We start from the raw sequence: 21842 nt of genomic DNA, 5'->3' as shown, positions 1-21842 counted from the left end.
GAGACAACAACAATGAAAACTCAGGTTGCAATTATTGGTGCAGGTCCGTCTGGCCTGCTGCTGGGCCAGCTGCTGCACAAGGCCGGTATCGATAACATCATCGTCGAACGCCAGACCGCCGAGTACGTACTAGGCCGCATCCGCGCCGGGGTGCTGGAGCAAGGCACGGTCGACCTGCTGCGCGAGGCCGGCGTGGCCGAGCGCATGGACCGTGAAGGCCTGGTGCACGAGGGTGTCGAACTGCTGGTTGGCGGGCGCCGCCAACGTCTGGATCTCAAAGCCCTGACCGGCGGCAAGACGGTGATGGTCTACGGGCAGACCGAAGTCACCCGTGACCTGATGCAGGCCCGCGAAGCCAGTGGTGCGCCGATCATTTATTCAGCCGCCAACGTTCAGCCGCATGAACTGAAAGGCGAGAAGCCTTACCTGACCTTCGAAAAGGATGGCCGGGTGCAGCGGGTTGACTGCGACTATATCGCCGGCTGCGATGGCTTTCACGGCATCTCGCGGCAGAGCATCCCGGAGGGCGTGCTGAAGCAGTATGAGCGGGTTTACCCGTTTGGCTGGCTGGGCCTGCTGTCGGACACACCACCGGTCAATCACGAGCTGATCTACGCCCACCATGAGCGCGGTTTCGCGTTGTGTAGCCAACGCTCGCAAACACGCAGCCGCTACTACCTGCAGGTACCTTTGCAGGATCGGGTCGAGGAGTGGTCTGACGAGCGTTTCTGGGACGAACTGAAAGCCCGTTTACCCGCCGAGGTAGCGGCGGACCTGGTCACAGGCCCCGCGTTGGAAAAAAGTATTGCGCCGCTGCGTAGCCTGGTGGTCGAACCCATGCAGTATGGTCACCTGTTCCTGGTGGGGGACGCAGCGCACATCGTCCCCCCCACCGGTGCCAAAGGCCTTAACCTGGCGGCCTCGGACGTCAACTACCTGTACCGCATTCTGGTCAAGATGTACCACGAAGGGCGCGTCGACCTGCTTGCGCAATACTCGCCGCTGGCACTGCGCCGCGTCTGGAAGGGCGAGCGCTTCAGTTGGTTCATGACCCAACTGCTGCATGACTTCGGCAGTCACAAGGATGCCTGGGACCAGAAGATGCAGGAAGCTGACCGCGAGTACTTCCTGACCTCGCCGGCGGGGCTGGTGAACATTGCCGAGAACTATGTGGGGCTGCCGTTCGAAGAAGTGACCTGATCTGTCATTGCGCAAACCTGGCAATCACGCAGAGAGCAAGGGCTGCATTGGTCAGCGAATGGCTTGCCGGTAATACACCAAGGCTTGAAGTCAAGACTGCGTATGACCGACAGTGCTTCGCTGAATAGGTGATGGCAGGATGCATGACGATGAAATATCCCACCCCGCTGATCGGCGCTCTGTGCCTGCTGGTTACCAGTAACTGGGCCGGTGCCGACCAGGTATTACCCGCACCACCGGAACTGGCCTCCGGCTACCGTAGCGGTTTGCAGCCGGTGCACGCCAGCCGGCACATGGTCGCCGCAGCCAACCCGCTGGCCAGTGAAGCGGGGCGGGCGATGCTGCGTGCCGGCGGCAGTGCGATTGACGCCGCCATTGCCATGCAAATGGTACTGACGCTGGTCGAGCCACAGTCCAGCGGGATCGGCGGCGGGGCGTTCATCCTGTACTGGGATGGCAAGCGCGTGCAGGCATTCGACGGGCGTGAGGCTGCACCTGCGGCGGTGACGGAAGCGCTGTTCCTGCATGCCGATGGCACCCCCATGCCGTTCCGGGCAGCCCAGATCGGTGGGCGTTCGGTGGGCGTGCCCGGGGTGCTGCGTGCCCTGAAACAGGCCCACGAGCAGCACGGCAAGTTGCCCTGGCACGCCCTGTTCGCCCCGGCCATCGCCTTGGCACGCAACGGCTTCGCGGTTTCCGAGCGCCTGCACACGCTAGTGGCCGGGGACCCCTACATTGCCCGCTCACCCGCAATGGCCCGTTACTTCCTGGATGAACAGGGCAGGCCGCTGGCAGTGGGTACGCTCCTGCGCAACCCTGAGTTGGCACAGACCTTGGAGCAGATCGCCGCACAGGGGCCCGAGGTGTTCTACAGCGGTGAAATTGCCGAAGCCATCGTCGCCAAGGTGCGCGGCCATGCCAATGCCGGGTATCTGTCGTTGCAGGACTTGCAGCGCTACCAGGCCAAGGAGCGCGAGCCGTTGTGCGGTCCCTACAAGGCCTGGCGGATCTGCGGCATGCCGCCGCCCTCATCGGGTGGGGTGACCGTCCTGCAGACCTTGGGTCTGCTCGAAGCCGTGCAGCGCACCGCGCCGCAACGCGACCTGGCAGCGTTGCGACCGCTGACTACCTCGTCTCCGGCCCGCCTGGAAGCCCCGCCGTTGGCCGTGCACCTGATCGCCGAGGCCGAGCGCCTGGCCTACGCCGACCGCGCTCAGTACCTGGCCGACAGCGACTACGTGCCGGTCCCGGTCAAGGCCCTGACCGATTCTGCTTACCTGTCCAGCCGCGCGGCGCTGATCGGCGAGCACAGCATGAAACGCGCCCGTCCGGGCCAGCCGCAAGGAGCGGACCTGGCGCTTGCGCCCGACCGCTCGCCACCGCGCATCTCCACCTCTCACCTCAGCGCGGTGGATGACAGCGGCCAGGCCCTGGCCATGACCACCTCGGTGGAGGCCGCATTTGGCTCGCACCTGATGGTCAAGGGCTTCCTGCTCAACAATCAGCTGACCGACTTCTCGTTCATCCCCCACGAGCACGGCAAGCCGGTGGCCAATCGGGTGCAGCCGGGCAAACGCCCGCTGTCGGCCATGGCGCCGACGTTGGTGTTCTCGCGTGCCACTGGCGAGTTTGTCGCGAGCCTCGGTTCGCCGGGCGGCTCGCAGATCATCGGTTACGTGAACAAGGCACTGGTCGGCCTGCTGGATTGGCAGCTCGACCCGCAGCAGGCAGCCGGCCTGCCCAACTTCGGCAGCCGCAATGCCGGCACCGAAGTGGAAGCAGGGCTGAGCAGCCCGGCGCTGATCCGCCAGTTGGCAGCGTGGGGGCATGAGGTGACACCGATGACCATGACCAGCGGCATGCAGATCATCCAGCGCAGCGGCGAGGGTTGGTCAGGCGGTGCCGATCCTCGGCGGGAAGGAGTGGCCCTCGGTGACTAGCCGTGATAGAACGCAGACTTGCCATTCAGTAGTTGAATACCCAGATGTCTATCAGCGTGAAATCGAATAGGGCCCTGTTCGACCTCGACCTGCTACGCGCCATTGTCGTGGTGGCCGACTGCGGCAGCTTCACCACCGCTGCCGCGCGGCTGCATTCGACCCAGTCGACGATCAGCCAGAAGGTGCGCCGCCTGGAAGACATGGTCGGCCACCGCCTGCTGGTGCGGGGCAACCGTGACGTGCTGCCGACCGACGCCGGGCAGACTTTGCTCGGCTATGCCCGGCACATGCTGGCCCTGAACGATCAGATGCTTGAAGCCCTGGCCGGGGCGATGGTGGGCACCACGGTACGGCTTGGCGTGCCCGAGGACTTCGTGGGCGGGCGTACCACCAATGCGCTGTCGGCATTCAGCCGGCTGCACCCACAAGTGAAGCTCGAAGTGACCAGTGGCTTGTGCCGTGACCTGAGCCAGGCCTACGACAATGGCGAGCTTGACCTGGTGCTGCTCAAGCAGCGGCGCAACAGCCGTGAGGGCGTGGCCTGCTGGCCAGAGCGTCTGCAGTGGATTGACAGTGCACACACGCCCGCCTTCGAGCTGGACCCGATCCCGTTGGTCACCTTTCCGCCACGCGGCCTGTACCGCGAGGACATGATCAGCGCCATCGAAGGCATGGGCCGGCGCTGGCGTATCAGCTTTACCAGCTCGAGCCTCAGTGGCATCCAGGCTGCGGTCGCCGATGGCATGGGTATCAGCCTGCTGCCGCCCAGGGCGGCCACCGGCGAGCACAGGGTGTTGGGGGCCGGGCAAGGGCTGCCGGAGGTCGACAGCTATGAGATCGTCATCGTGCACCGGCCGACGGCGGATGTGATGGTCAAGGCGTTGGCCGAGGTGATGACACAGTTGCTGGCGGGCGGTGGGATCTGACGATCTGTGGGCGATGCGCTTGCACATGACCCAAAGCCCACACACACTTTCGACCAACCCGATTCAATGTCAGGCAACCCGTCGGATGCGCCTTTTGCCAGCGCGGCCTCGGGTGTGGCTGAACAGGTCTTTCGGGTCGTCCTCAACCCACGGCACCAGGTCGATCTTGGTGCCCATCCCGCGTTTTTCGGCTTGCTGTAGTACGTACCGTAGTACGGTGTAGTCTTCCAGGGCGAAGCCCACCGAATCGAATACAGTGACCTGGCTGTCGCTTTGACGGCCTTCGGTTTCACCGCGCAGCACGCGCCACAGGTCGACCACCGGGAAGTCCGTCGGCAGTTGCTGGATCTCACCTTCGATACGGGTTTGCGGCTCGTACTCGACGAACACTCGGGCGTTGCGCAGTACATCAGCGTGCAGCTCGGTCTTGCCTGGGCAGTCACCCCCCACGGCGTTCAGGTGCATACCGGGCTCCAGCATGTCGGGGGTAATGATGGTGGCGTAGGCCTTGTCGGCCGTCACCGTGGTGATGATGTCCACGCCTTTCACTGCCTCGGCTACCGAGCTGGCCCGGCGGATGGTCAAGCCGCTGTATTCCTTGAGGTTGGCGATAAGCTTGGCGGTGGCCAGCGGGTCGGTGTCGTAGGCGACGACTTCTTCGATGCCCAGGTGCGTGTGGAAGGCCAGGGCCTGGAATTCGCTTTGTGCGCCGTTGCCGATCAGCGCCATCTTGCGCGCGTTCGGGCGGGCCAGTGCCTGGGCAGCCATCAGCGAAGTTGCTGCGGTGCGCAGGGCGGTGGCGATGGTCAGTTCGGACAGCAGCACCGGGTAACCGGTGTCGACATCGGCCAGCACACCGAAGGCCATCACCGTATGCAGGTCGCGTGCAGTGTTGGCCGGGTGGCCGTTGACGTATTTGAAGGCATAGCGGTTTTTGTCGGCGACCGGCATCAGTTCGATCACGCCCACTTCCGAGTGGCTGGCAACGCGCGCGGACTTGTCAAACGCCTGCCAGCGTTTGAAATCGTCCCGCAGGGCAGCGGCAAGCTCGCCAATAAACGGCGCTACGCCAATGTCATGCACCAAGTCCGACATGGTTGGAACATCAATGAAATGCGTCATGCTCTTGCACCTTGTTATTGTGCGCTTGCCCCAGCAACGCGGGGTAAGCGCTTGAGATTATCGAAGTGAAGCCGCATGAACATTTTGATTACAGACTGCGTCAATCGGAAGCATGCAGGTTGTCAGTTTCGTCAGGCTTCTGGACAATCTGCTAACCCAACGTAGCAATCTGATTATTTGGCAGGCTTATGGACACGATCGATCGGGAACTGATTGCACTGTTGCGGGACAACGCGCGTACCCCTGTGCTGACCCTGGCGAAGAAGCTGAAGGTGGCCAGGGCAACGGTGCATAACCGCATCACCCGGCTCGAAGAGCAGGGTGTGATCATCGGTTACACGGTACGTTTGCGCTCCGATGCGCTGGACCAGGGCGTGCGGGCAATCACCAGCATCGGCATCAGCGGCCACCATGCCGCAGAGGTCAAGCACGCGCTGCGCGGGCATCCCAATGTGGTGGCCATCCACACCACCAATGGCCGCTGGGACCTGATGGCAGAGCTGCGCGCCGACACCCTCGAGGCGTTCGACCGGGCGCTGAACGCCATCCGCTCGATCCCGCATATCGAGAATACCGAGACCAGCATCCTGCTTTCGACTTACAAGATGTGACCGCTGAGCCAGGCCTTGGCAGGTGTATTGCGCAAAATACACCTGCCAACCTGCTGTGGGACTGCGGCGTGGCGGCACTTCAAGGTTGGCGCTCAGCCACCGCCCGCAACGTACGCAGCGTGACCACCGCTGTATCCACCATGAACCGGTTGGCCAGCCAACTCGGCACATCCCCGGCAGGGGCGGCCTGCAACTGGTAGGTCACCTCGGTCACCCGTTCACCCAGTGGCTTCATCCGCCACTTGCCACTCAGGTGCCGTACCCGGATCAGTCCGTCAACCTTGGGGATCCTGTCGGGCTCGGCGCTCAGGTGACGCACCAGGGTACCGTCGGCCAGGCGTTCGCTGGTCACTTTCAGCACGATGTCCCGCGGCCTCGTCGGCCATGGTGGGTTGGTGGTCAGGTACACCCAGGTGCTGTCACCTTCCACATCCAGCAGTCGCATCTGGTCACAGGCATACAGCCACTTGCAGGCTACGCGCAGGTTATCCTGCAGGCCAGTGAGCGTGCGCACGCTGGCTTTCATGGTACTGACACCACGAAACTGCTGGTAGGGCGTGGCGCTTGGGTCCTTCAGGTACACGCGAATGCCTTCGCGGTCGTAGGCCAGATCCCAGCCATCGGTGGCCAGGGCAGAGGTGCACAGCAGCAAGGTCGCGATCAGCAGGCAGCGGTTCATGGCCGTACCCTGCAGGGGTGGGTGTTTTCAGTATGCGCGGCAAACAGAAAGCCCGCCAGGTTGGCGGGCTTGCGGGCGTCAGCCTGGGCTTAGCGCTTAGGGTTCAACGTCAGGTGTACGTGACGGTTCACGTCCTTGTACAGCAGGTAGCTGAAGTTGCCAGGTCCGCCGGCGTAGCAGGCCTGCGGGCAGAAGGCGCGCAGCCACATGAAGTCGCCGGCTTCCACTTCGACCCAGTCCTGGTTCAGGCGGTACACCGCCTTGCCTTCCAGCACGTACAGGCCGTGCTCCATCACGTGGGTTTCTGCGAACGGAATCACACCGCCCGGCTGGAAGGTGACGATGTTCACGTGCATGTCGTGGCGCATGTCGGCCATGTCGACAAAGCGGGTGGTTTTCCAGCGGCCTTCGGTGCCCGGCATCTCGATGACGGTGGCGTTGTCGCGGTGGGTGACGAAGGACTCCGGTACATCCAGGCCTTCAACCTTCTGGTAGTGCTTGCGCAGCCAGTGGAAGGTGACGTTGGACTTGCTGTTGTTGCGCAGGCTCCACTCGGCGCCCGGGGCCAGGAAGGCGTAGCCGCCAGGTACCAGGGTGTGGTGTTTGCCTTCGACGGTGATGTCCAGTTCGCCTTCGACAATGAACACCACGGCTTCCGCATCAGCGTCCAGCTCAGGGCGCTCGCTGCCGCCTTCCGGGGCCAGTTCGACGATGTACTGGGAGAACGTTTCGGCAAAACCGGTCAGCGGGCGCGCGATGACCCACATGCGCATCTTGTCCCAAAAGGGCAGGTGGCTGGTGACGATGTCACGCATCACGCCTTTAGGGATGACGGCATAGGCTTCGGTGAACATGGCACGGTCAGTCAGCAGCTCGGTTTGAGCCGGGTGCCCACCGTGTGGGGCGAAGTACGAATGGTTCGACATGGACGATCTCGACTTGTTGTTCTCTCCCCATGCCTTGAACCGCACCGGCCGGTGCGGCGCAGGGGATGTGACCACAGAATAGGGGCGAGCGCGGGCCATCCACAAATTAAATGTTGGAATACCCGGTATTAGAATGATGAATGCTGACTTGGCGCCCCACGTGCTGTTCCGGCAACTGGCCACCGCGGCCATACATCATGCTTACCCGACCAACAGCGAGCTTCCCTGCATGGCCGCGCTAACGGATAATCCCCCACATTCCAATAAACAGCCTGTGAGTGGGTATGAGTGATTCCGTAGTCGGCCTCGGCCAGCCTGAAACCGAAGGGGTGCGCAAAACGCGCAAGAACAACCCTGAGAAAACGCGCGAGGACATCCTCCAGGCCGCCATCAACGAGTTCGTTCAGCAAGGGCTGGCCGGTGCCCGCGTCGACGCCATCGCCGAACGCACCGCCACTTCCAAGCGCATGATCTACTACTACTTCGGCAGCAAGGAGCAGTTGTATTGCGAGTGCCTGGTGAAGTTGTACGGGGATATACGCAAGACCGAGCAGAGCCTGGACCTGGAGTCGTTGCCGGCTGAGCAGGCGATCCGCCGGCTGGTGGAGTTTACTTTCGATCACCACGACCGCAACGTCGACTTCGTGCGCATCATCTGCACCGAAAACATCCACTATGGCGAGTACGTCAAGCAGTCGCCGGCCATTCGCGAAATGAGCAGCCTGGTGCTGGAGGCCTTGGGCAACACCCTGCGCCGTGGCGTTCAGGAAGGCGTGTTCCGCGCTGGCATCGAGGTTATCGACCTGCACATGCTGATGAGCTCGTTCTGCTTCTACCGGGTGTCGAACCGCCATACGTTTGGCGAGATCTTCCAGATCGACCTGTCTGATGAGCAAATAAAACTGCGCCACAAAGCCATGATCTGTGATGCGGTATTGCGCTATATCCAGCTCGAGCCGCGTACCTGAGATTGCTCGAGCGCCTGGGCTGACTCGAAGCCTGGGTCACTCGCCCAGCCGTTGCTCGCGCGACGGCGGGTAGCCGAAATACGCCGCATAGCATTTGCTGAAGTGCGACACCGAGACAAACCCGCAGGCCACTGCCACTTCCATCACCGACAGGTCGGAATACTGCAGCAGCCGGCGGCTCTTGGTGATGCGCAGCTCCATGTAATAGCGCCGGGGCGACGTGCCCAGCTGGGCCTGGAACAGGCGGTCGATCTGCCGCCGCGAGCGCCCGCTATAGGCGGCCAACTGGTCGAGGCTGAGGGTTTCCTCCAGGTTATTTTCCATCAGCTCGACAATGGTGCGCAGGTGCAGGCTCATGGACTTCTTCGCCCCCGGACCCACCTGGCGGTAGCGCGCTCCGGAAAATGACAGGATTTCCTCGACGCCTTCGGCCAGGCCATCACCGTACAGCCGGCGCACCAGGCCCAGCATCAGCTCCATGGCGCCATTGGGGCTGGCGGCGCTGAGGCGGTCACGGTCGAGGGTGAAGCTGGCCGGGGTGATGCGGGTTTGCGGGCTGCGTTCGGACAGGCTGGCGCGTTGCTCGGGGTGGATGCTGCAACCGTAGTCGTCCAGCACCCCGGCGCGGCCAAGGAACCAGGCGCCGTTCCACAAGCCGCCCAAGGCCATGCCGTGGGCCGCGCAATCGTCCAGCAGGCGATCGAGTTCCGGGTACTTCAGGGGGGTGCGCAAGCCGCCACAGACCACCAACAGGTCCAGCTCCTTCAGCGCCGCGGCGGACAGCTCGGTGGCCACCAGTTCCAGCCCCAGGTCGCTGAGCACCCGGTCGCCGTCCAGCGACAGCGGGGTGAACTGGAAGCTGTCGGCACGTAGCAGGTTGGCCGTGACCAGCACGTCCATGGCCACAGTGAAGCTGGCCATCGAGAAGTGTTCGAGCAGGATAAAGTCGACCCGATAGGGCGCCTGGACATTGGCGCTGCTGGTTTTGAGCCGTAGCATGTTGCTGGTGCTGGTCTTTTTGCTGAACTGGCGTGGCGTGGGCACTCTGGACTCCGCTTCCTGGCTGGCCCGCAGAGTGTGGACGGTGCCCGGAGGAAAGACAATCTCCCTGGTGGCTGTGTCGTATTACAGGTCGTGTTCAGGCAAACCAGCCTGTCCTGATGCTTTACCGCTATGCTGACCTCCCGTCATTGAGGATGCCCCTGATGAGATATGCCGCTGTCGTGTTGCTTAGCCTATTGCCGTTGCTGGCCAACGCCCTGGAGCAGGGCGACAAGCTCGCCCCGTTCACGCTGCTCGACCAGTACGACCAGGCCTACAGCCTTGCTGCCGACACGCAGATTCTGCTGGTGGCGCGCGATATGGACGGTGCCAAGCTGGTCAAGGCGGCACTGGCCGAGCAGCCCAAGGGCTACCTGGAAGCACGCGCCGCTGTATTCGTGGCCGACATTCAGCGCATGCCTGCGCTGATCAGCAAACTGTTCGCGGTCCCGGCCATGCGCGATTACAGCTACCGGGTGCTGCTCGACCGTGATGGGCGAGTGGCCAGCCGTTACCCCGGGCAGGAGGGCCAGGTGCAGTGGTTGCAACTGCAGCAGGGTGTGCTGGTCAGCCAACGGGCGTTCACCGATGCAGCGGCGTTGAAGGCTGCACTGGAGAATGCACCACGGCAATGAGGCCCTATCGCCGCGCCTGCAAAGAGGCGCGGTGAGTCAAATCAATCTGAACCCTCAGCGCTTGCAGCAACCCAACCCAATACATGCCATTGGGAGAGCGCTCATGGAAATCGGTACGATCTGGATCATCATCGCGGCCTTGGTCATCCTGCTGGAGATCTGGGTCATCTGGCACATCATCGGCAGTGAACGGCGCGCTGAGCGCAAGATGCTGTGGATCGTCTTCGTGGTCTACGCGCCATTCCCCGGTTTGCTGTTCTGGGCCTGGCGCGGGCCGCGAGCGGTGAAGGGCAGGGCGGTGTTGCAGGAAAAATGACGGTTTGCGGCCTCGGGTGCGGGGGCGCCTGAGGCCGTCGAGGTTCATTTGGGCAGGATGTTGAAACGCATGGCAGGGCCCAGCCCGTCCACCATCAGGCAGCCGTAGAACTTCACGGTAGAGAGTACGCGCAATTCCTTGAGCGCGTCATGGATGTAGTCGCGGACCAGCTTTTCAGCTTCCCGCTTGCGGTCAGCGAGTGTAGGGCCTTTGAGCGTGAGCACGCCAAGCAGTGTGGTTTCAATGTGCTCGACGGTGTCCAGGCCGAGCTTTTCCCGCAGGTGCAGACGCGCCTGTGCCGCATCGGTTTCGTCGTCTGGAGCGTTGTGCGGCTTGATGGTATAGGCCAGCTGAAAATCAAATTTGCTCATGGGTTTTTCCTTGTTGGTTAAAGGCCTCCATGCCGGGCTTTGCAATCTTGGCTCTGTACGAAAAGCCTTGATACTTGTTCATGGTGCGTTGAAAACAGCCTCGGAATGCTCATGTACTCCAGTACAGTCGGGCGCGACCCCGGCCGTTCCTCGGCTGTTTTCGCCTTGCCTGACCTGCATCTCAAGACTTTTCGTACAGAGCCTACGGCCTTACAGCCTCCGCGCAAACACACGCGTGGTTCTGACATGACGATGCTTTGTACGAATTCTCCTACTTTATGCTTGACCTCGAGTTAACTTTAGGTCCGATACTCCGACGCTCTTCCAACCGAGCGAGGGCTTGTCGTGACCCCATCAAGCGCATTCCAGCTAAGCAACCCCGAAGGCCTCTACGACCCCAGTGGCAACGCCTACTCCCATGTCGCCGAAGTGCGCGCTGACAGCCGTCTGCTGTTCATCGCCGGTCAGGGTGGGGAGGATAGCCAGGGCCAGTTGTCACCCTTGTTCGCCGAACAGGCCCGTCAGGCGTTGGCCAACCTGGAACTGGCCCTGGCGTCGAAAGGTGCCAGCCTGGCCCAGGTGTTCAAGCTGACCCTGCTGGTTGTCGAGCACTCCGAAGCGCGCCTGCAGCAATGGGTGGCCGAGGCCGACAGGGCCTGGGGGCGGCACATGAAACCGACCTGCACGCTGATACCGGTGCCCCGGCTGGCGCTGGATGGCATGCTGGTGGAAGTCGAAGCCGTAGCCGCCGTCTAGCTCAAAACCTGAAAAGCCGGCGCGGTCGCCCGCAGGCGCGGGTTTACCCGCGAACACCGGCGTAGCCGGTGCCATCCTGCACGGTGGATTCTTCCTTGTATATCGGTGCCGGTCCTGACTAAATGCCGCTATAACAACAATCCCGCTCAGAGGTGACCACACCATGAGTACAGGCACGACAACGCTTACTGACCGCAAGACCAGCGCCTGGCTTTGGCCTGCCCTTTTCAGTCTGGTGGCGTTTGCCGCCAACTCGGTGTTCTGCCGGCTTGCGTTGAAAGACGGGGCTATCGACCCGGTATCCTTCACCGTGGTACGCCTGGCCAGTGGTGCGCTGTTTCTGTGGGTGCTGATTCGCCTGCGCAAACCGGTGCAAACCATGGGCGGCAGTTGGTGGGGCGGCCTGGCCCTGTTCCTGTACGCGTTCCTGTTTTCTGCGGCGTACCTGCAACTGGGCGCAGGTGCAGGGGCGTTGTTGCTGTTCGGTGCTGTACAGATCACCATGTTCGGTTTTGCCTGGTACAGGGGCGAATACATCACGGTACGCATGCTTCTGGGCATGCTGATCGCCTTTGCCGGCCTGCTGGTGCTGCTGTTGCCCGGTGCTTCGGCGCCGCCCTTGGCCAGTGCCTTGCTGATGGCCCTGTCCGGCGTGGCCTGGGGGGTGTATACGCTACTGGGCAAAGGCTCGCCCAGGCCGCTGGCCGACACTGCCGGCAATTTTGCCCGCAGCCTGCCTTGCCTGGTGCTGCTGCTACCGATGCTGTTGCTGGGCGCCGGCCCGCACCTCACGCCGCTTGGCTTGTTGTATGCCTTGGGCTCCGGTGTGCTGGCTTCTGGCGCAGGCTATGCCGTGTGGTATGGCGTGGTCAGGCAGGTCAGTGCACAACAGGCGGCGACCCTGCAGCTGAGTGTGCCGGTGATTGCCGCACTGGGCGGGGTTGCCCTGATCGGCGAGCCGCTGTCGTTGCGCTTGTTGATCGCCTGTGCGGTGGTGTTGGGCGGCATTGCCCTGGCGCTGGCACCACGCCGTTAAAAGAAGTTGCGCTGGGCCTTGAGGGTGACCACGCTGTCGCAATAGGTGTTGATACCTGAGTACGCATCGCAGCCGTCACCACTCAAACTCGAATTGCTGTAGATCAGGTTCAGGTCGATGCCCAGCCAGGGCCGCGACAATTCCAGTGACCAATCGGAAAAGGTATTTACCTGGCTGCCATCACCAATGGTGAACGGTGTGCCCAGGCGGTGGTGGGCGAGTTTGACGCTGAAGTCGACGTCGAACATCGGCAGATGGCCGAAGTCGGCGAACAGCGTGCCCGTGCGGTTGTCGGGGTTGTCACGCAGTGCTCCGCCGAAGCGGCTGCCCAGCACCGAAATACCCCCATACAGGGCGTAGCTGTCGGGGCCTGCGATATTTGGCTGACTGTAATGGATCAACCCTACCTCGTAGCCCAGGCTGCTGTCGAAATGGTGCTTGTAGCCAAGGTAGCTGTCCAGGCGCAGGGTCGAGTTGGGAGTGACCCCCATGCTTGGGGCGTACTGGCCCAGGTACCAGCCATTGGGGTGGCTAAGGTCGAGCCCGCCATGGAATGCGCCGACGGCGCTGGGTGAGATAAGCCCTTGCGCCATGCTGCGCGAGGGAGTGGTGCCGAGTGTAAAGTCGAAATCGCCCAGTTGGCGTTTCATCTGCTGGGCTAGCGACACGGAGCTGAAAAGCAGCGCAGCACTCAGCAACAGAAGGGGCCTGATCATGGTCTCCGTCCTGGAAGGCTTGCGGTTGAGCGGTAGAGGATACCTGCGCAAGTGGAGGGAGGGAACCGCCGGCTAGCCCGTTCAGCCTTTGGTCGAAGGTTCAGCGTCGGCAGCTTCGGTCACGACAGGCAGGTTACCGGCACGCAGGATCACCCGCCGTTGCTGCTCGTAATTGTCCAGCGACAGGCCGCGGCGCTGTAAGGCTTCCAGTTGCAACTGGCGGGTTTCCTCGGCGGTGTACGGGCGCAGTTCAGGGTGGCTGGCACAGCCGCTGATCACGGCGATGGCGAAAACGACAAGGATGGCGGCAAGCTGGCGGGCCAGGGCATTCATCGGTTAGCTCCAGGGCAATCTAGTAGGCAGCGAGGGGATGGAGCTAGGTTATGCGGCCACAGCGCTCGGTAGAAATTGCCCTGCTCGATAGTGACTATCGACGGTTCCGAGGAAGCCCACCTACATCGCATCCTGGACGCACAGGGCCCATCCACTTTCCGTTGCTTTATCAGTGCGTACGCGTAGCCCGCACTTCGCTTGCCGTGCACCCATACTGCTGGCGAAACGCGCGGGTGAATTGCGCCTGGTCGGCAAAACCCCAGCGAAATGCCAGTTCGCCGATGGCCAGGTGGCAATGCGGGTCACGCAATTGCCGGTGCACGGCCTCCAGGCGTTGAAGGCGTACCCACTCGTTAAGGGTGTAGGGCGTGATCGCGAACAGCTTGTGCAGATAACGCAGCGACAGCCCACAGGCGCTGGCGATGGTTTGTGGCGACAGCTCGGGGTCCCCCAGGTTTTGCTGCACATACTGCTCGACCCGCGTCAGGTGCAGGGTGCTGAGGTTGCTACCTTCGCTGCCCAGAACGCGCTCATCCTGTTGCAAGGCCAGCAGCAGGGTGGCAGAAGCCTGTTCAAGCAGTAGATGCCGGGCTGCCGGGGGGCTGGTGTCGAAATGGCGGGCACACAGGTCGAGTTGCTCGACGAAGATGCGCCCCAGGCCCTGACGGGCATCGAAGCAATGCCGGGTATAGCGCTTGTGTCCCAGCAGGTTGGCTTTGAGCGCGCGCTCAGGCAGCTTGAGCACCCACAAGTCGTTCTGCGTGCCGTAGTGGAAGCGGTAGGGTGCATCGCCGCGCTCGACGATGAAACCGCCCGGGCTGCAACTGATCTGGTGGCCGTCCTGTTCGAAGTGCACCTCGCTGCGATGCGGCACGGTCACCAGGTAGAACGCTTCATGGTCCTGGCCGATGTGCGCTTTGCTGCGCGAGTAACCCAGCTGGCTGGAGCGCAGGCGCGACAGGCTGAGCGGTGTGCTCGGCGTACTCCAGCGCTGCAGGTGGCCATCGAACGGCTGTCCGGCAGCAAATTCAAGGCTCAGCGGAAAATAGGTGTCACTGATGGCTTCGGCCCAGCGTACCTGGCGCTCTGGCTGTGGCCAGCCGTGGGTCGAGAGTTCTGTGGGCATGGGGTGGGTCCTTTTTCAAAGAGGGCAGCATTGAAAAAAGGAACTGCAGGCAAGCTACTCAAGCAGCTCTTGTTATTGTACGAACCGCCCGGCAGCGCAAAACTGCCGGGCGGTTATCTGGCCCATGATCGGCGCGCGCCGACCGCAAGATCAACCCCCGCGTGTCACCCGGTAGGTGGCCGAAGGCTCCAGGCGCGCCTGCCAGCCGGGTGGCAGGACAATGTTGGTGGTGTCTTCCTCGATCACGCAGGGGCCATGCACGGTCTGCCCAGGCAACAGGTGGTTGCCGTTGAACACCGGTGTGGGCTGCGATTCACCGTCGGCACTGAACAGCATCGGGCGGACGGATTGCGCGCTGGGGGCGGGGGGCTCGGCCGGCCCCTGCAGCTCGGGTTGCGGCGGGCGTGGCAGGTGGCCGATCACCGAGCACTCCAGGTTCACCAGCTCCACCGGGCTGGCGGGTTCGCTGTACGAGTACAGGGTCTGGTGGCGGCTGTGGAAGCGGCTGATCAGCGCGGCCAGCCCTGCCTCGTCCAGGCTGTGCTGCTGCAGGTCCACACAGCACTCATGAATCTGCCCCAGGTAGCGCATCTCCAGGGTGTAGTGGCAGCTGCTGGCCTGGTCGCCAAAGCCGTCTTCGCGCAGGTTGGCCAGGCCTTGCTGACGCAGTTCGGCGAGGGCCTGGTTGAGTTGCGCCAGGTCGACGTGCCCGGCGTCCAGGCGCATCGACAGGCTGGTGAGCTGGTCGTAGCGCACGTCGGACAGGATCTGGCCGAACGCACACAAGCCCGAGGCCACCTTGGGGATCAGCACGGTGTGCATGCCGATTTCTTCGGCCAGGCGCACCACGTGCATGCCCGCCGCACCGCCTGCGCCGATCAAGGCGAAGTCACGCGGGTCGTGACCACGCTCGATCGATACGCGGCGGATGCCGTTGACCATGTTCAGGTTGACCAGGGTGGTGATGCCGAATGCCGCGCGTTCCACACTGATGCCCAACGGTTCGGCGACCTTGCTCCGGATGGCGTCCAGCGCGGCCTGGCGGTTCAGGCGGATACTGCCGCCCAGCAGTGCGCCGTCGGGCAGGTAGCCAAGTGCCAGGTTGGCGTCGGTGACCGTGGGTTCGCGGCCACCCTTGCCGTAGCACACCGGCCCAGGCATGGCGCCGGCGCTGCGCGGTCCGACCTGGAGCATGCCAAACTCGTCCAGATGGGCGATGGAGCCACCGCCGGCACCCAGGGTCTCCACCTGGATCATCGGCACGCCGATGCGCTGGCGCAGGAAGTCTACGTCCTTGCTGAAGTTGGTGCGTCCGGCATTGGTCAGGGTGATGTCGAACGAGGTGCCGCCCATGTCCACGGTAATGACGTTGTCGATTCCGAACGGCCTCGCGACCGCCAGCCCGGCTTGTGGCGCTGAGGCCGGACCAGAGTTGATCGCGTTGACGGCGCGCTCACGCATCAGGTGCCCGGGCGCCAGCCCGCCATTGGACTGGAAGTAGCGTACCGGCTGCTGTGCGCCAAGCTCCTGGAACAGGCTGTCGATACGCGCCACGTAACGTGCCATTACCGGGCTGAGGTAGGCGTTGACCACCGTGGTGGAGGTGCGGGTGTACTCGCGGATCTGCGGGAACACCTCGCAGCCGGTGCAGACGAACACCTTGGGCAGGGCAGCCCGTACCAGTTCGGCGGCCCGCTGTTCGTGGCTGGGGTTGCGCACCGACCACAGGAAGGAAATGGCCACGGCCTGCACGCCTTCGGCACGGAAGTAGTCGATGGCGGCATGGATGGCGGCTTCGTCCAGCGGGCTGTGCTCACGACCATCGCCAAGGATTCGGCCACCGATCGGGCGGCGCAGGTGGCGTGGGGCAAGCATGTGTGCCGGCGGGTAGTGGGCGTCGTAGCGGTGGCCTTCTTCTTTGTGGCCCAGGCGGATTTCCAGGCTGTCCTCGTGCCCCTCGGTGCACAGCAGGCCCACCTTGACCCCGGTGCGCTCGATCAGCGCGTTGAGGGCCACGGTGGTGCCGTTGATGCACAGGTCACAGTTGGCGATCAGTTCGGCCGGGCTGCGCCCGGTGGCGTCGGCGATCTGTGCCAGGCCGGCGCGAATGGCCAGGGTGCCGTCCTGGGGCGTGGACGGGGCCTTGAACAGCTGCACGCCGCCGTCGCGATCGGCCAGGATGAAATCGGTGAAAGTGCCGCCGGCGTCTACGCCCAGGCGATATTGGTTACGCATGCGTGTTCTCCGGTTAGCGCGGGGCGCGGGCAAGGCGGGTGGCTGTTTCGTCCAGTTGGCCATCGGCATCGAGGACCACGCCATATTCCAGGGCTGCGCCTTGTGGCGAGACCAGGCCGTTGCGCACGTCCTCCAGTACTGCTGCGACCCGACGACGCAGCGGGTCGCCGTAGCCACCACCCCCTGGGTTGATGTTGATGATGCGTTCGCCGGGCTGCAGGGTGAGCATGGGGTTCTGTGTGTAGTGGTCTTCGCGGCCATCGGCGTGGCGATGGATCAGCCGGCCCAGTTTGGGCTCGAGCAGGGCATTGCGAGCCCCGGCGGCACCGACGGTGGGCAACTGGCGGCCCTCGCCGAAGCCAACCACGGTCATGGCGTGGTCCAGCGGCTCGATCTCCAGGCGGGTGCCCGAACCCCCGCGCAACTCTCCGGCGCCACCACTGTCGGCCATCAGGCTGTAGCGGTGGATCAGCACCGGATGCGCGTGTTCGAGCAGCTCGATGTCACCGCTCATCAGCGCCCCGAAGCAGCACAGCGGGCCGCAGGCGTGCCAGCCATCCATCACCTTGTTGGCACCGGCACCGGAAATGATCGAGGCGAGCACCATCGTCACGTACTCGCTATTGCCGTTACGCGGGTCGCGGCCGGCAATGTTGATACCGCTGGTATGCCCCCATGAGGCCGTTACCCGCTGTGGCGAGGCCTGTTCCAGCGCAGTGCGCACGGCATCGGCGAGGGTTTCCATCGGCGTAGTGGTGCAATTGACGTGGGGCGCGGGTTCCTCGGCATTGCACAGCGTGCCCCTGGGGCCGACATCGACCGTCACGCAGCGATACAGGCCTTCGTTGTAAGGCGGCGCCACCTGGGCGAACATCATCAGCCCCAGGTACACTCCGGATACGGAGTTGCCCTCATAGGAATTGATGAAGTACGGCACCTGCGGCGGGCTCTCGATGCGTACATGGGCCTGGTCGCCACGGATCTGCACATGGGCGGTGATGGCCAGTTCACCCAGGCCGTGGCCGGCATCTTCGAGCACGGCGGTGCCGCTGTAGTCTCCATCCGGCACATCGCGCAACAGCGCCCGCATGTGTCGGTCGGCCATGTTCTTCAGTTCGGCGATGCAGGCACGCACCTGTGCCACGCCGTATTTGTCGAGCAGCTCCAGCAAGTGCCGCTCGCCGACCTTGCAGGCGCCATACTGGGCATTGAGGTCACCTTCCTGATAAGGGCGGGCGCGCATGTTGGTGAGCATGAAGTTGATCACGTCCTCACGACGCTTGCCCTTTTCCCACAGCTTGACCGGTGGAATGCGCAGGCCCTCGGCATAGATCTCCTTGGCATCGGGGTTGTAGCCCGCCGGCACCGGGCCGCCGATGTCGGTAAGGTGGCCCTTGCAAACGGTCCAGAACACCAGCTCGCCTTGGTAATACACCGGTTTGTACATGCAGCAGTCGAGAATATGGCTGCCCTTGTAGGCGGGGTCGTTGTGGTAGATCACGTCGCCTTCGGCGATGTCGTCGCCGAAGAACTCGGCCACGCATTTCATGGCCGGGATCAGCGAGCCCAGGTGGATGGGAATGTCCTGGCCCTGCAGGATCATTTCCGGCAAGTGGTCGAACAGCGAGTTGGAATAGTCGTGGGCCAGGTTGAACACACTGGAGCGCCCGGTCTTTTCCAGGGTCAGGGTCATTTCGCGTTGCGCTGTCTCCAGCGCACCCCGGACAACCGCAAGGGTGATCGGATCTACTGTCTGCATAGGTCACCAACGTTTGTTCTTGTGCTTTGGGTGCGTGCCGCGGCGGGGCGGCGTGTGGTGACAGGCTACGGGGCAGGGCGGGGGGAAGGCTTGTCGCTCGGTGTACTGATTGTTGTGTCTGGGCGCACTCTTGGGGTTGAGCTGCAAACCTGGGCGTAAAGCAGCCCCGGCTATCGTGCAGGAAAATTGATCTTGAGCCGTTTCGACACGGCAGTGACCTATCATTTTTAGCAGTTGCTCAATCTGCTTCAGTGCGTAAACCTTCGAAATGAACAGACCGGAGCCAGAACATGACCAACTCGATGAACACAATGCGCTTTTTCATGCAGCACGAAAGGGTTCATGTCGCGTTGTCCGACAGTATTGCCGTGGTGTACCTGAGAGCTCAATCATGTGCTCTGGCAGAAACTAGGCTAACGAAAGAAACAACCCAGTCAGCGTTACTGGCTGCGGACTTAGGGGGCTCAGTGGTACGAGTGAACACTCAGGCGCAGACAGAGTCGGTTACCTACAATGTGTATGGCTTACACAGCCACGGTGAGATTCCTCCGCAGCGTCCTGCATTCAATGGGCACTTGCTGGTGAGTCACCTGTATTTACTCGGTAATGGCTACCGTGCCTATAATTCTGTCTTGATGCGCTTTCAGAGTCCAGACAGCCTAAGTCCCTTTACTGTGGGTGGTTTGAACTGTTACGCCTACTGTACGGGTGATCCGATCAATTACGCTGATCCCAGTGGGCATGGCCCCATATTGAGGTCGCCCAGCCCCACGGGGAGAATGTCGCCTGGCTGGAGTGCCGCTGGTGGGAATCGGAGAAGGCTGTCGTCAGCGAGCGAAGAAAGCATAGTGCTTGAGGTACTGAATAGCCAACCTGGCTGGAGTGCCGCTGGTGGAAAGCGGAGAAGACTGTCGTCAGCGAGCGAAGAAAGAATAGTGCAGGAGGCACTGAATAGCCAACCGGGTTGGACTACCCCTGGCTCCCCCGTACAAAGCGGCCAGGCATCAAACTCTGCTCAAGGTCTGCAGGTGGCTGGTGCAAGTTCTGCTGTTTCACGGGGCGCGCAATCAGCGGTGCCAGCAGTAGGCGTACTGGGAGATCCGAGTGAATACCGACGTCTGCCTATGGATGCCGGTGATGTTGCCATACTCGAAGAATATAACTCTGCAGCAATTAGGTGCATCTCGGGTTTTGATGTTGATACATCTAGAGAAGTGCGCGCCATTGCAATAGATGTTTTGGCTAACGGCGGGAATTTGTATAGTACTCTTATGAATAGCCCATGGTTCCTCAGTCGCAAGGAGGCCCAAAATGTCCGGCGTGGTTTAATGAAAGTCCTTGAAAATCGGAAATGAAGATGAAGGCTGGCCGTCAAAATTAAACTATCTTGTTTGTTGGGGAGGAATTATACCTTCGGCAAAGCGGCTGCGACACAACTATTGTCCCAACATCTGTCGCACCAGCCATTGCCCGGCCGGTCCCAATGCACGCCGACTCGACCAGGCCACATCCATATCCACCCGTCTGGGGTAACCCGCTATCTGCAACTCCACCAGCTCGTTGCCAAACCGTTTTACCAGCGCCCTGGGCAGTTCGGCCCAGCCAAACCCGCGCACGGCGAACTCCAGCAGGGTAAGGTAATCCGGTGCCGACCACGCTTGGCCACGGCCGTGGTGCAGGCTGGGGGCATAGGTCTTGATATACAGCTGTCGTGCGTTCTCCAGATGCTGTGCCTGTACCTGCGCCAGGTTCGCCAGCGGATGCTCGCTGGCGACATACACGCCGAACTCTGCCTGCTCCGGCAAGCGCGCCACGGCCACGTCGGCGGGATAGCCGGGCTGTGTGGCAAGGATGCCGACATGGGCCAGGCCCTGCTGGACCATCTCGATCACATCAGCGTCCTCCGCCGGGCCGCAGCGTAGCTCGGTATGGGGGTAGTGCTGGGCGAAACGAGTCATCACCGCCCCCTGGAACGTTACGCTGTAGCTGTCCGACATCACCACAGATACCAGCGCCTCGACATTTTGCGCCAGTCGCACTGCCAGCGCATCGAGCTGGGCGCTGGCATCGAGAATCGCCTCGACATGGCTCAGCACCTGCCTGCCCGCCTCATTGAGCGTGGGGTGGCGGCCACTGCGATCAAACAGCGGGCAGCCGATGTCGGCCTCGAAATTGGCGATGGCGATGCTGACGGTGGACTGGCTTTTGCGCAGCTTGCGCGCCGCCGCAGAAAACGAACCTAGCGAGGCGGCTTCAGTAAAGGCGACCAGAGCTTCGGGAGAGTAACGCATGGTATTGATAAAACCGATGGTAGCTATATCGCGAGTATCAGTTCTGTCAAAGAGAATGGGAAGCACGACTCACGCAATGGATGGAATTTGCAATGAAAAACGTGTCTTTCACCGAACGCCTGGTCCACGCGGTTGGCTATGAAGTTTTCGCGGTACTGCTGTGTGCGCCGCTGCTGTCCTGGGTCATGGGGAAGTCGCTGGCAACGGCGGGCGCGCTGGCGGTGACCCTGTCGGTAATCGCCATGCTGTGGAACATGGTCTACAACGCACTGGTCGATCGCTGGGTGCAAACCGAACGCATCAACTGGAAGGCCGGTACGCGTTTCGTGCACGGTCTTGGCTTCGAAGCCGGCCTGGTGGTGTGGTGCCTGCCGGTGGCGGCTTGGATGCTGGAGATTTCGCTGCTGCAGGCGTTCATGGTGGAGCTGGGCTTCTTCGTGATCATCCTGCCCTACACCGTGGTGTACAACTGGGCGTTCGACAAAGTCCGGCACCTGCTGGTGCAGCGGCGCCTGGCATGATTCTGTCACCCGACGCGGTTCACTGATCGGGGGTGGTCACAGGTCGGTGGTTGGGCACAGGCCGTCGTAGGAGCGGGTTCACCCGCGAAAGGGCCGGCCCTGCTGGCCAATTTCCACCCGCCGTTCACCGTCGCTGCCGCCACCGTATTCGCGGGTAAACCCGCTCCTACCACGGTGGTGGACACACATCGAGGGTTGGACAGAGGCCGTCGTAGGAGCGGGTTCACCCGCGAAAGGGCCGGTCCTGCTGGCCAATTTCCACCCGCCGTTCACCGTCGCTGCCGCCACCGTATTCGCGGGTAAACCCCCTACCACGGTGGCGAACACACATCGT

22 protein-coding genes and 1 pseudogene are annotated in these 21842 nt (G+C 62.5%); 12 read left to right on the top strand and 11 right to left on the bottom strand.

All coding sequences use genetic code 11. From position 1 onward, the window contains the following. Nucleotides 1-12: 12 nt before the first annotated feature. The 3 genes from pobA (at nucleotide 13) to ACF8GF_RS01770 (ending at nucleotide 4066) form a co-directional block, all read left to right on the top strand. Nucleotides 13-1200, top strand: a complete 1188-nt coding sequence (gene pobA, locus ACF8GF_RS01780; RefSeq protein ID WP_392488345.1) for a 4-hydroxybenzoate 3-monooxygenase — start codon at nucleotides 13-15, stop codon at nucleotides 1198-1200. Nucleotides 1201-1349: 149 nt separating this feature from the next. Then, entirely contained in the window at nucleotides 1350-3140 is a 1791-nt protein-coding gene (gene ggt / locus ACF8GF_RS01775; RefSeq protein WP_392488344.1) for a gamma-glutamyltransferase, read from the top strand. Nucleotides 3141-3184: 44 nt separating this feature from the next. Then, nucleotides 3185-4066, top strand: a complete 882-nt coding sequence (locus ACF8GF_RS01770; RefSeq protein WP_392460912.1) for a LysR substrate-binding domain-containing protein — start codon at nucleotides 3185-3187, stop codon at nucleotides 4064-4066. Nucleotides 4067-4135: 69 nt separating this feature from the next. Here ACF8GF_RS01770 and ACF8GF_RS01765 read toward each other — a convergent pair whose 3' ends face one another. Continuing rightward, the gene (locus tag ACF8GF_RS01765) at nucleotides 4136-5188 is read right to left on the bottom strand and encodes an ornithine cyclodeaminase (protein WP_392488343.1); all 1053 of its coding nucleotides are present in this window, start codon (nucleotides 5186-5188) and stop codon (nucleotides 4136-4138) included. 188 nt (nucleotides 5189-5376) lie between these two features. Between ACF8GF_RS01765 and ACF8GF_RS01760 the strand changes: the two genes are divergently transcribed. Further along, nucleotides 5377-5799, top strand: coding sequence for an Lrp/AsnC family transcriptional regulator (locus tag ACF8GF_RS01760; RefSeq protein WP_010954389.1), 423 nt, complete (start codon nucleotides 5377-5379; stop codon nucleotides 5797-5799). 79 nt (nucleotides 5800-5878) lie between these two features. Here the strand turns inward: ACF8GF_RS01760 and ACF8GF_RS01755 are convergent, their stop codons facing one another. Together ACF8GF_RS01755 and ACF8GF_RS01750 are read right to left on the bottom strand one after the other, a co-directional pair. Next, nucleotides 5879-6478, bottom strand: coding sequence for an START domain-containing protein (locus ACF8GF_RS01755; protein WP_176683330.1), 600 nt, complete (start codon nucleotides 6476-6478; stop codon nucleotides 5879-5881). A gap of 89 nt (nucleotides 6479-6567) precedes the next feature. Further along, nucleotides 6568-7404 carry a bifunctional allantoicase/(S)-ureidoglycine aminohydrolase gene (locus tag ACF8GF_RS01750; RefSeq protein ID WP_003247865.1) on the bottom strand — a complete coding sequence of 279 codons (837 nt, stop codon included), beginning with the start codon at nucleotides 7402-7404 and terminating at the stop codon, nucleotides 6568-6570. Nucleotides 7405-7688: 284 nt separating this feature from the next. On the opposite strand from ACF8GF_RS01750, the gene ACF8GF_RS01745 reads away from it, so the two are divergent. Continuing rightward, nucleotides 7689-8372 carry a TetR/AcrR family transcriptional regulator gene (locus tag ACF8GF_RS01745; RefSeq protein WP_004577026.1) on the top strand — a complete coding sequence of 228 codons (684 nt, stop codon included), beginning with the start codon at nucleotides 7689-7691 and terminating at the stop codon, nucleotides 8370-8372. A gap of 36 nt (nucleotides 8373-8408) precedes the next feature. On the opposite strand, the gene ACF8GF_RS01740 is transcribed toward ACF8GF_RS01745, so the two are convergent. Then, the gene (locus ACF8GF_RS01740) at nucleotides 8409-9416 is read right to left on the bottom strand and encodes a GlxA family transcriptional regulator (RefSeq protein WP_103444295.1); all 1008 of its coding nucleotides are present in this window, start codon (nucleotides 9414-9416) and stop codon (nucleotides 8409-8411) included. A gap of 161 nt (nucleotides 9417-9577) precedes the next feature. Between ACF8GF_RS01740 and ACF8GF_RS01735 the strand changes: the two genes are divergently transcribed. Then, the gene (locus ACF8GF_RS01735) at nucleotides 9578-10048 is read left to right on the top strand and encodes a hypothetical protein (protein WP_012052122.1); all 471 of its coding nucleotides are present in this window, start codon (nucleotides 9578-9580) and stop codon (nucleotides 10046-10048) included. A 103-nt stretch (nucleotides 10049-10151) separates the two neighbouring features. Beyond that, nucleotides 10152-10364 (top strand): PLDc N-terminal domain-containing protein, encoded by a 213-nt coding sequence (locus ACF8GF_RS01730; RefSeq protein ID WP_392488342.1) that lies wholly within the window; start codon nucleotides 10152-10154, stop codon nucleotides 10362-10364. Nucleotides 10365-10408: 44 nt separating this feature from the next. Here the strand turns inward: ACF8GF_RS01730 and ACF8GF_RS01725 are convergent, their stop codons facing one another. Beyond that, complete coding sequence (locus ACF8GF_RS01725) at nucleotides 10409-10735, bottom strand: hypothetical protein (protein WP_176683331.1); 327 nt, start codon at nucleotides 10733-10735, stop codon at nucleotides 10409-10411. A 345-nt stretch (nucleotides 10736-11080) separates the two neighbouring features. Between ACF8GF_RS01725 and ACF8GF_RS01720 the strand changes: the two genes are divergently transcribed. Both ACF8GF_RS01720 and ACF8GF_RS01715 read left to right on the top strand, forming a co-directional pair. Next, nucleotides 11081-11491 (top strand): RidA family protein, encoded by a 411-nt coding sequence (locus ACF8GF_RS01720; RefSeq protein WP_392488341.1) that lies wholly within the window; start codon nucleotides 11081-11083, stop codon nucleotides 11489-11491. 163 nt (nucleotides 11492-11654) lie between these two features. After that, nucleotides 11655-12527, top strand: coding sequence for a DMT family transporter (locus ACF8GF_RS01715; protein WP_176683333.1), 873 nt, complete (start codon nucleotides 11655-11657; stop codon nucleotides 12525-12527). Here the strand turns inward: ACF8GF_RS01715 and ACF8GF_RS01710 are convergent. From ACF8GF_RS01710 to ACF8GF_RS01690, 5 genes are all read right to left on the bottom strand, one after another. Continuing rightward, nucleotides 12524-13243, bottom strand: coding sequence for a TorF family putative porin (locus ACF8GF_RS01710; protein ID WP_209965489.1), 720 nt, complete (start codon nucleotides 13241-13243; stop codon nucleotides 12524-12526). The two genes, ACF8GF_RS01715 and ACF8GF_RS01710, sit on opposite strands and share 4 nt — an antisense overlap. An 81-nt stretch (nucleotides 13244-13324) precedes the next feature. Further along, nucleotides 13325-13576 (bottom strand): hypothetical protein, encoded by a 252-nt coding sequence (locus ACF8GF_RS01705; protein ID WP_176683335.1) that lies wholly within the window; start codon nucleotides 13574-13576, stop codon nucleotides 13325-13327. 169 nt (nucleotides 13577-13745) lie between these two features. Then, on the bottom strand, nucleotides 13746-14702 hold the full coding sequence (locus ACF8GF_RS01700) for a helix-turn-helix domain-containing protein (RefSeq protein ID WP_392488340.1): 957 nt from the start codon (nucleotides 14700-14702) through the stop codon (nucleotides 13746-13748). Nucleotides 14703-14852: 150 nt separating this feature from the next. After that, nucleotides 14853-16937, bottom strand: coding sequence for a hydantoinase/oxoprolinase family protein (locus ACF8GF_RS01695; protein ID WP_392488339.1), 2085 nt, complete (start codon nucleotides 16935-16937; stop codon nucleotides 14853-14855). A 13-nt stretch (nucleotides 16938-16950) separates the two neighbouring features. Continuing rightward, complete coding sequence (locus ACF8GF_RS01690) at nucleotides 16951-18696, bottom strand: hydantoinase B/oxoprolinase family protein (RefSeq protein WP_392488338.1); 1746 nt, start codon at nucleotides 18694-18696, stop codon at nucleotides 16951-16953. Between the two features lie 290 nt (nucleotides 18697-18986). Between ACF8GF_RS01690 and ACF8GF_RS01685 the strand changes: the two are divergent. Together ACF8GF_RS01685 and ACF8GF_RS01680 are read left to right on the top strand one after the other, a co-directional pair. Next, nucleotides 18987-19427 (top strand): annotated as a pseudogene (locus ACF8GF_RS01685) (RHS repeat-associated core domain-containing protein); the annotation flags it as partial. 297 nt (nucleotides 19428-19724) lie between these two features. Next, complete coding sequence (locus ACF8GF_RS01680) at nucleotides 19725-20051, top strand: hypothetical protein (RefSeq protein WP_392488349.1); 327 nt, start codon at nucleotides 19725-19727, stop codon at nucleotides 20049-20051. Nucleotides 20052-20132: 81 nt separating this feature from the next. Here the strand turns inward: ACF8GF_RS01680 and ACF8GF_RS01675 are convergent, their stop codons facing one another. Beyond that, complete coding sequence (locus tag ACF8GF_RS01675) at nucleotides 20133-20987, bottom strand: LysR family transcriptional regulator (RefSeq protein ID WP_209965497.1); 855 nt, start codon at nucleotides 20985-20987, stop codon at nucleotides 20133-20135. 92 nt (nucleotides 20988-21079) lie between these two features. Here ACF8GF_RS01675 and ACF8GF_RS01670 point away from each other — a divergent pair, with 92 nt between their 5' ends. Then, entirely contained in the window at nucleotides 21080-21508 is a 429-nt protein-coding gene (locus ACF8GF_RS01670) for a multidrug/biocide efflux PACE transporter (RefSeq protein WP_209965499.1), read from the top strand. Nucleotides 21509-21842: the final 334 nt, after the last annotated feature.

The sequence above is a fragment of the Pseudomonas sp. yb_5 genome (assembly GCF_043103865.1).
In the GTDB taxonomy this organism is placed as follows: Bacteria; Pseudomonadota; Gammaproteobacteria; order Pseudomonadales; family Pseudomonadaceae; genus Aquipseudomonas; species Aquipseudomonas putida_Y.
Note: the sequence above shows the minus strand (reverse complement) of the source record. Positions and strands in the feature narration are given on the sequence as shown.

What these genes read in the sequence shown, in the direction of transcription:
- ACF8GF_RS01755 (WP_176683330.1), bottom strand. Translation starts at nt 6,478, where the DNA reads ATGAACCGCTGCCTGCTGATCGCGACCTTGCTGCTGTGCACCTCTGCC.
- ACF8GF_RS01705 (WP_176683335.1), bottom strand. Translation starts at nt 13,576, where the DNA reads ATGAATGCCCTGGCCCGCCAGCTTGCCGCCATCCTTGTCGTTTTCGCC.
- ggt (WP_392488344.1), top strand. Translation starts at nt 1,350, where the DNA reads ATGAAATATCCCACCCCGCTGATCGGCGCTCTGTGCCTGCTGGTTACC.
- ACF8GF_RS01770 (WP_392460912.1), top strand. Translation starts at nt 3,185, where the DNA reads ATGTCTATCAGCGTGAAATCGAATAGGGCCCTGTTCGACCTCGACCTG.
- ACF8GF_RS01765 (WP_392488343.1), bottom strand. Translation starts at nt 5,188, where the DNA reads ATGACGCATTTCATTGATGTTCCAACCATGTCGGACTTGGTGCATGAC.
- ACF8GF_RS01735 (WP_012052122.1), top strand. Translation starts at nt 9,578, where the DNA reads ATGAGATATGCCGCTGTCGTGTTGCTTAGCCTATTGCCGTTGCTGGCC.
- ACF8GF_RS01695 (WP_392488339.1), bottom strand. Translation starts at nt 16,937, where the DNA reads ATGCGTAACCAATATCGCCTGGGCGTAGACGCCGGCGGCACTTTCACC.
- ACF8GF_RS01690 (WP_392488338.1), bottom strand. Translation starts at nt 18,696, where the DNA reads ATGCAGACAGTAGATCCGATCACCCTTGCGGTTGTCCGGGGTGCGCTG.
- ACF8GF_RS01675 (WP_209965497.1), bottom strand. Translation starts at nt 20,987, where the DNA reads ATGCGTTACTCTCCCGAAGCTCTGGTCGCCTTTACTGAAGCCGCCTCG.
- ACF8GF_RS01760 (WP_010954389.1), top strand. Translation starts at nt 5,377, where the DNA reads ATGGACACGATCGATCGGGAACTGATTGCACTGTTGCGGGACAACGCG.
- pobA (WP_392488345.1), top strand. Translation starts at nt 13, where the DNA reads ATGAAAACTCAGGTTGCAATTATTGGTGCAGGTCCGTCTGGCCTGCTG.
- ACF8GF_RS01725 (WP_176683331.1), bottom strand. Translation starts at nt 10,735, where the DNA reads ATGAGCAAATTTGATTTTCAGCTGGCCTATACCATCAAGCCGCACAAC.
- ACF8GF_RS01700 (WP_392488340.1), bottom strand. Translation starts at nt 14,702, where the DNA reads ATGCCCACAGAACTCTCGACCCACGGCTGGCCACAGCCAGAGCGCCAG.
- ACF8GF_RS01745 (WP_004577026.1), top strand. Translation starts at nt 7,689, where the DNA reads ATGAGTGATTCCGTAGTCGGCCTCGGCCAGCCTGAAACCGAAGGGGTG.
- ACF8GF_RS01750 (WP_003247865.1), bottom strand. Translation starts at nt 7,404, where the DNA reads ATGTCGAACCATTCGTACTTCGCCCCACACGGTGGGCACCCGGCTCAA.
- ACF8GF_RS01710 (WP_209965489.1), bottom strand. Translation starts at nt 13,243, where the DNA reads ATGATCAGGCCCCTTCTGTTGCTGAGTGCTGCGCTGCTTTTCAGCTCC.
- ACF8GF_RS01715 (WP_176683333.1), top strand. Translation starts at nt 11,655, where the DNA reads ATGAGTACAGGCACGACAACGCTTACTGACCGCAAGACCAGCGCCTGG.
- ACF8GF_RS01730 (WP_392488342.1), top strand. Translation starts at nt 10,152, where the DNA reads ATGGAAATCGGTACGATCTGGATCATCATCGCGGCCTTGGTCATCCTG.
- ACF8GF_RS01670 (WP_209965499.1), top strand. Translation starts at nt 21,080, where the DNA reads ATGAAAAACGTGTCTTTCACCGAACGCCTGGTCCACGCGGTTGGCTAT.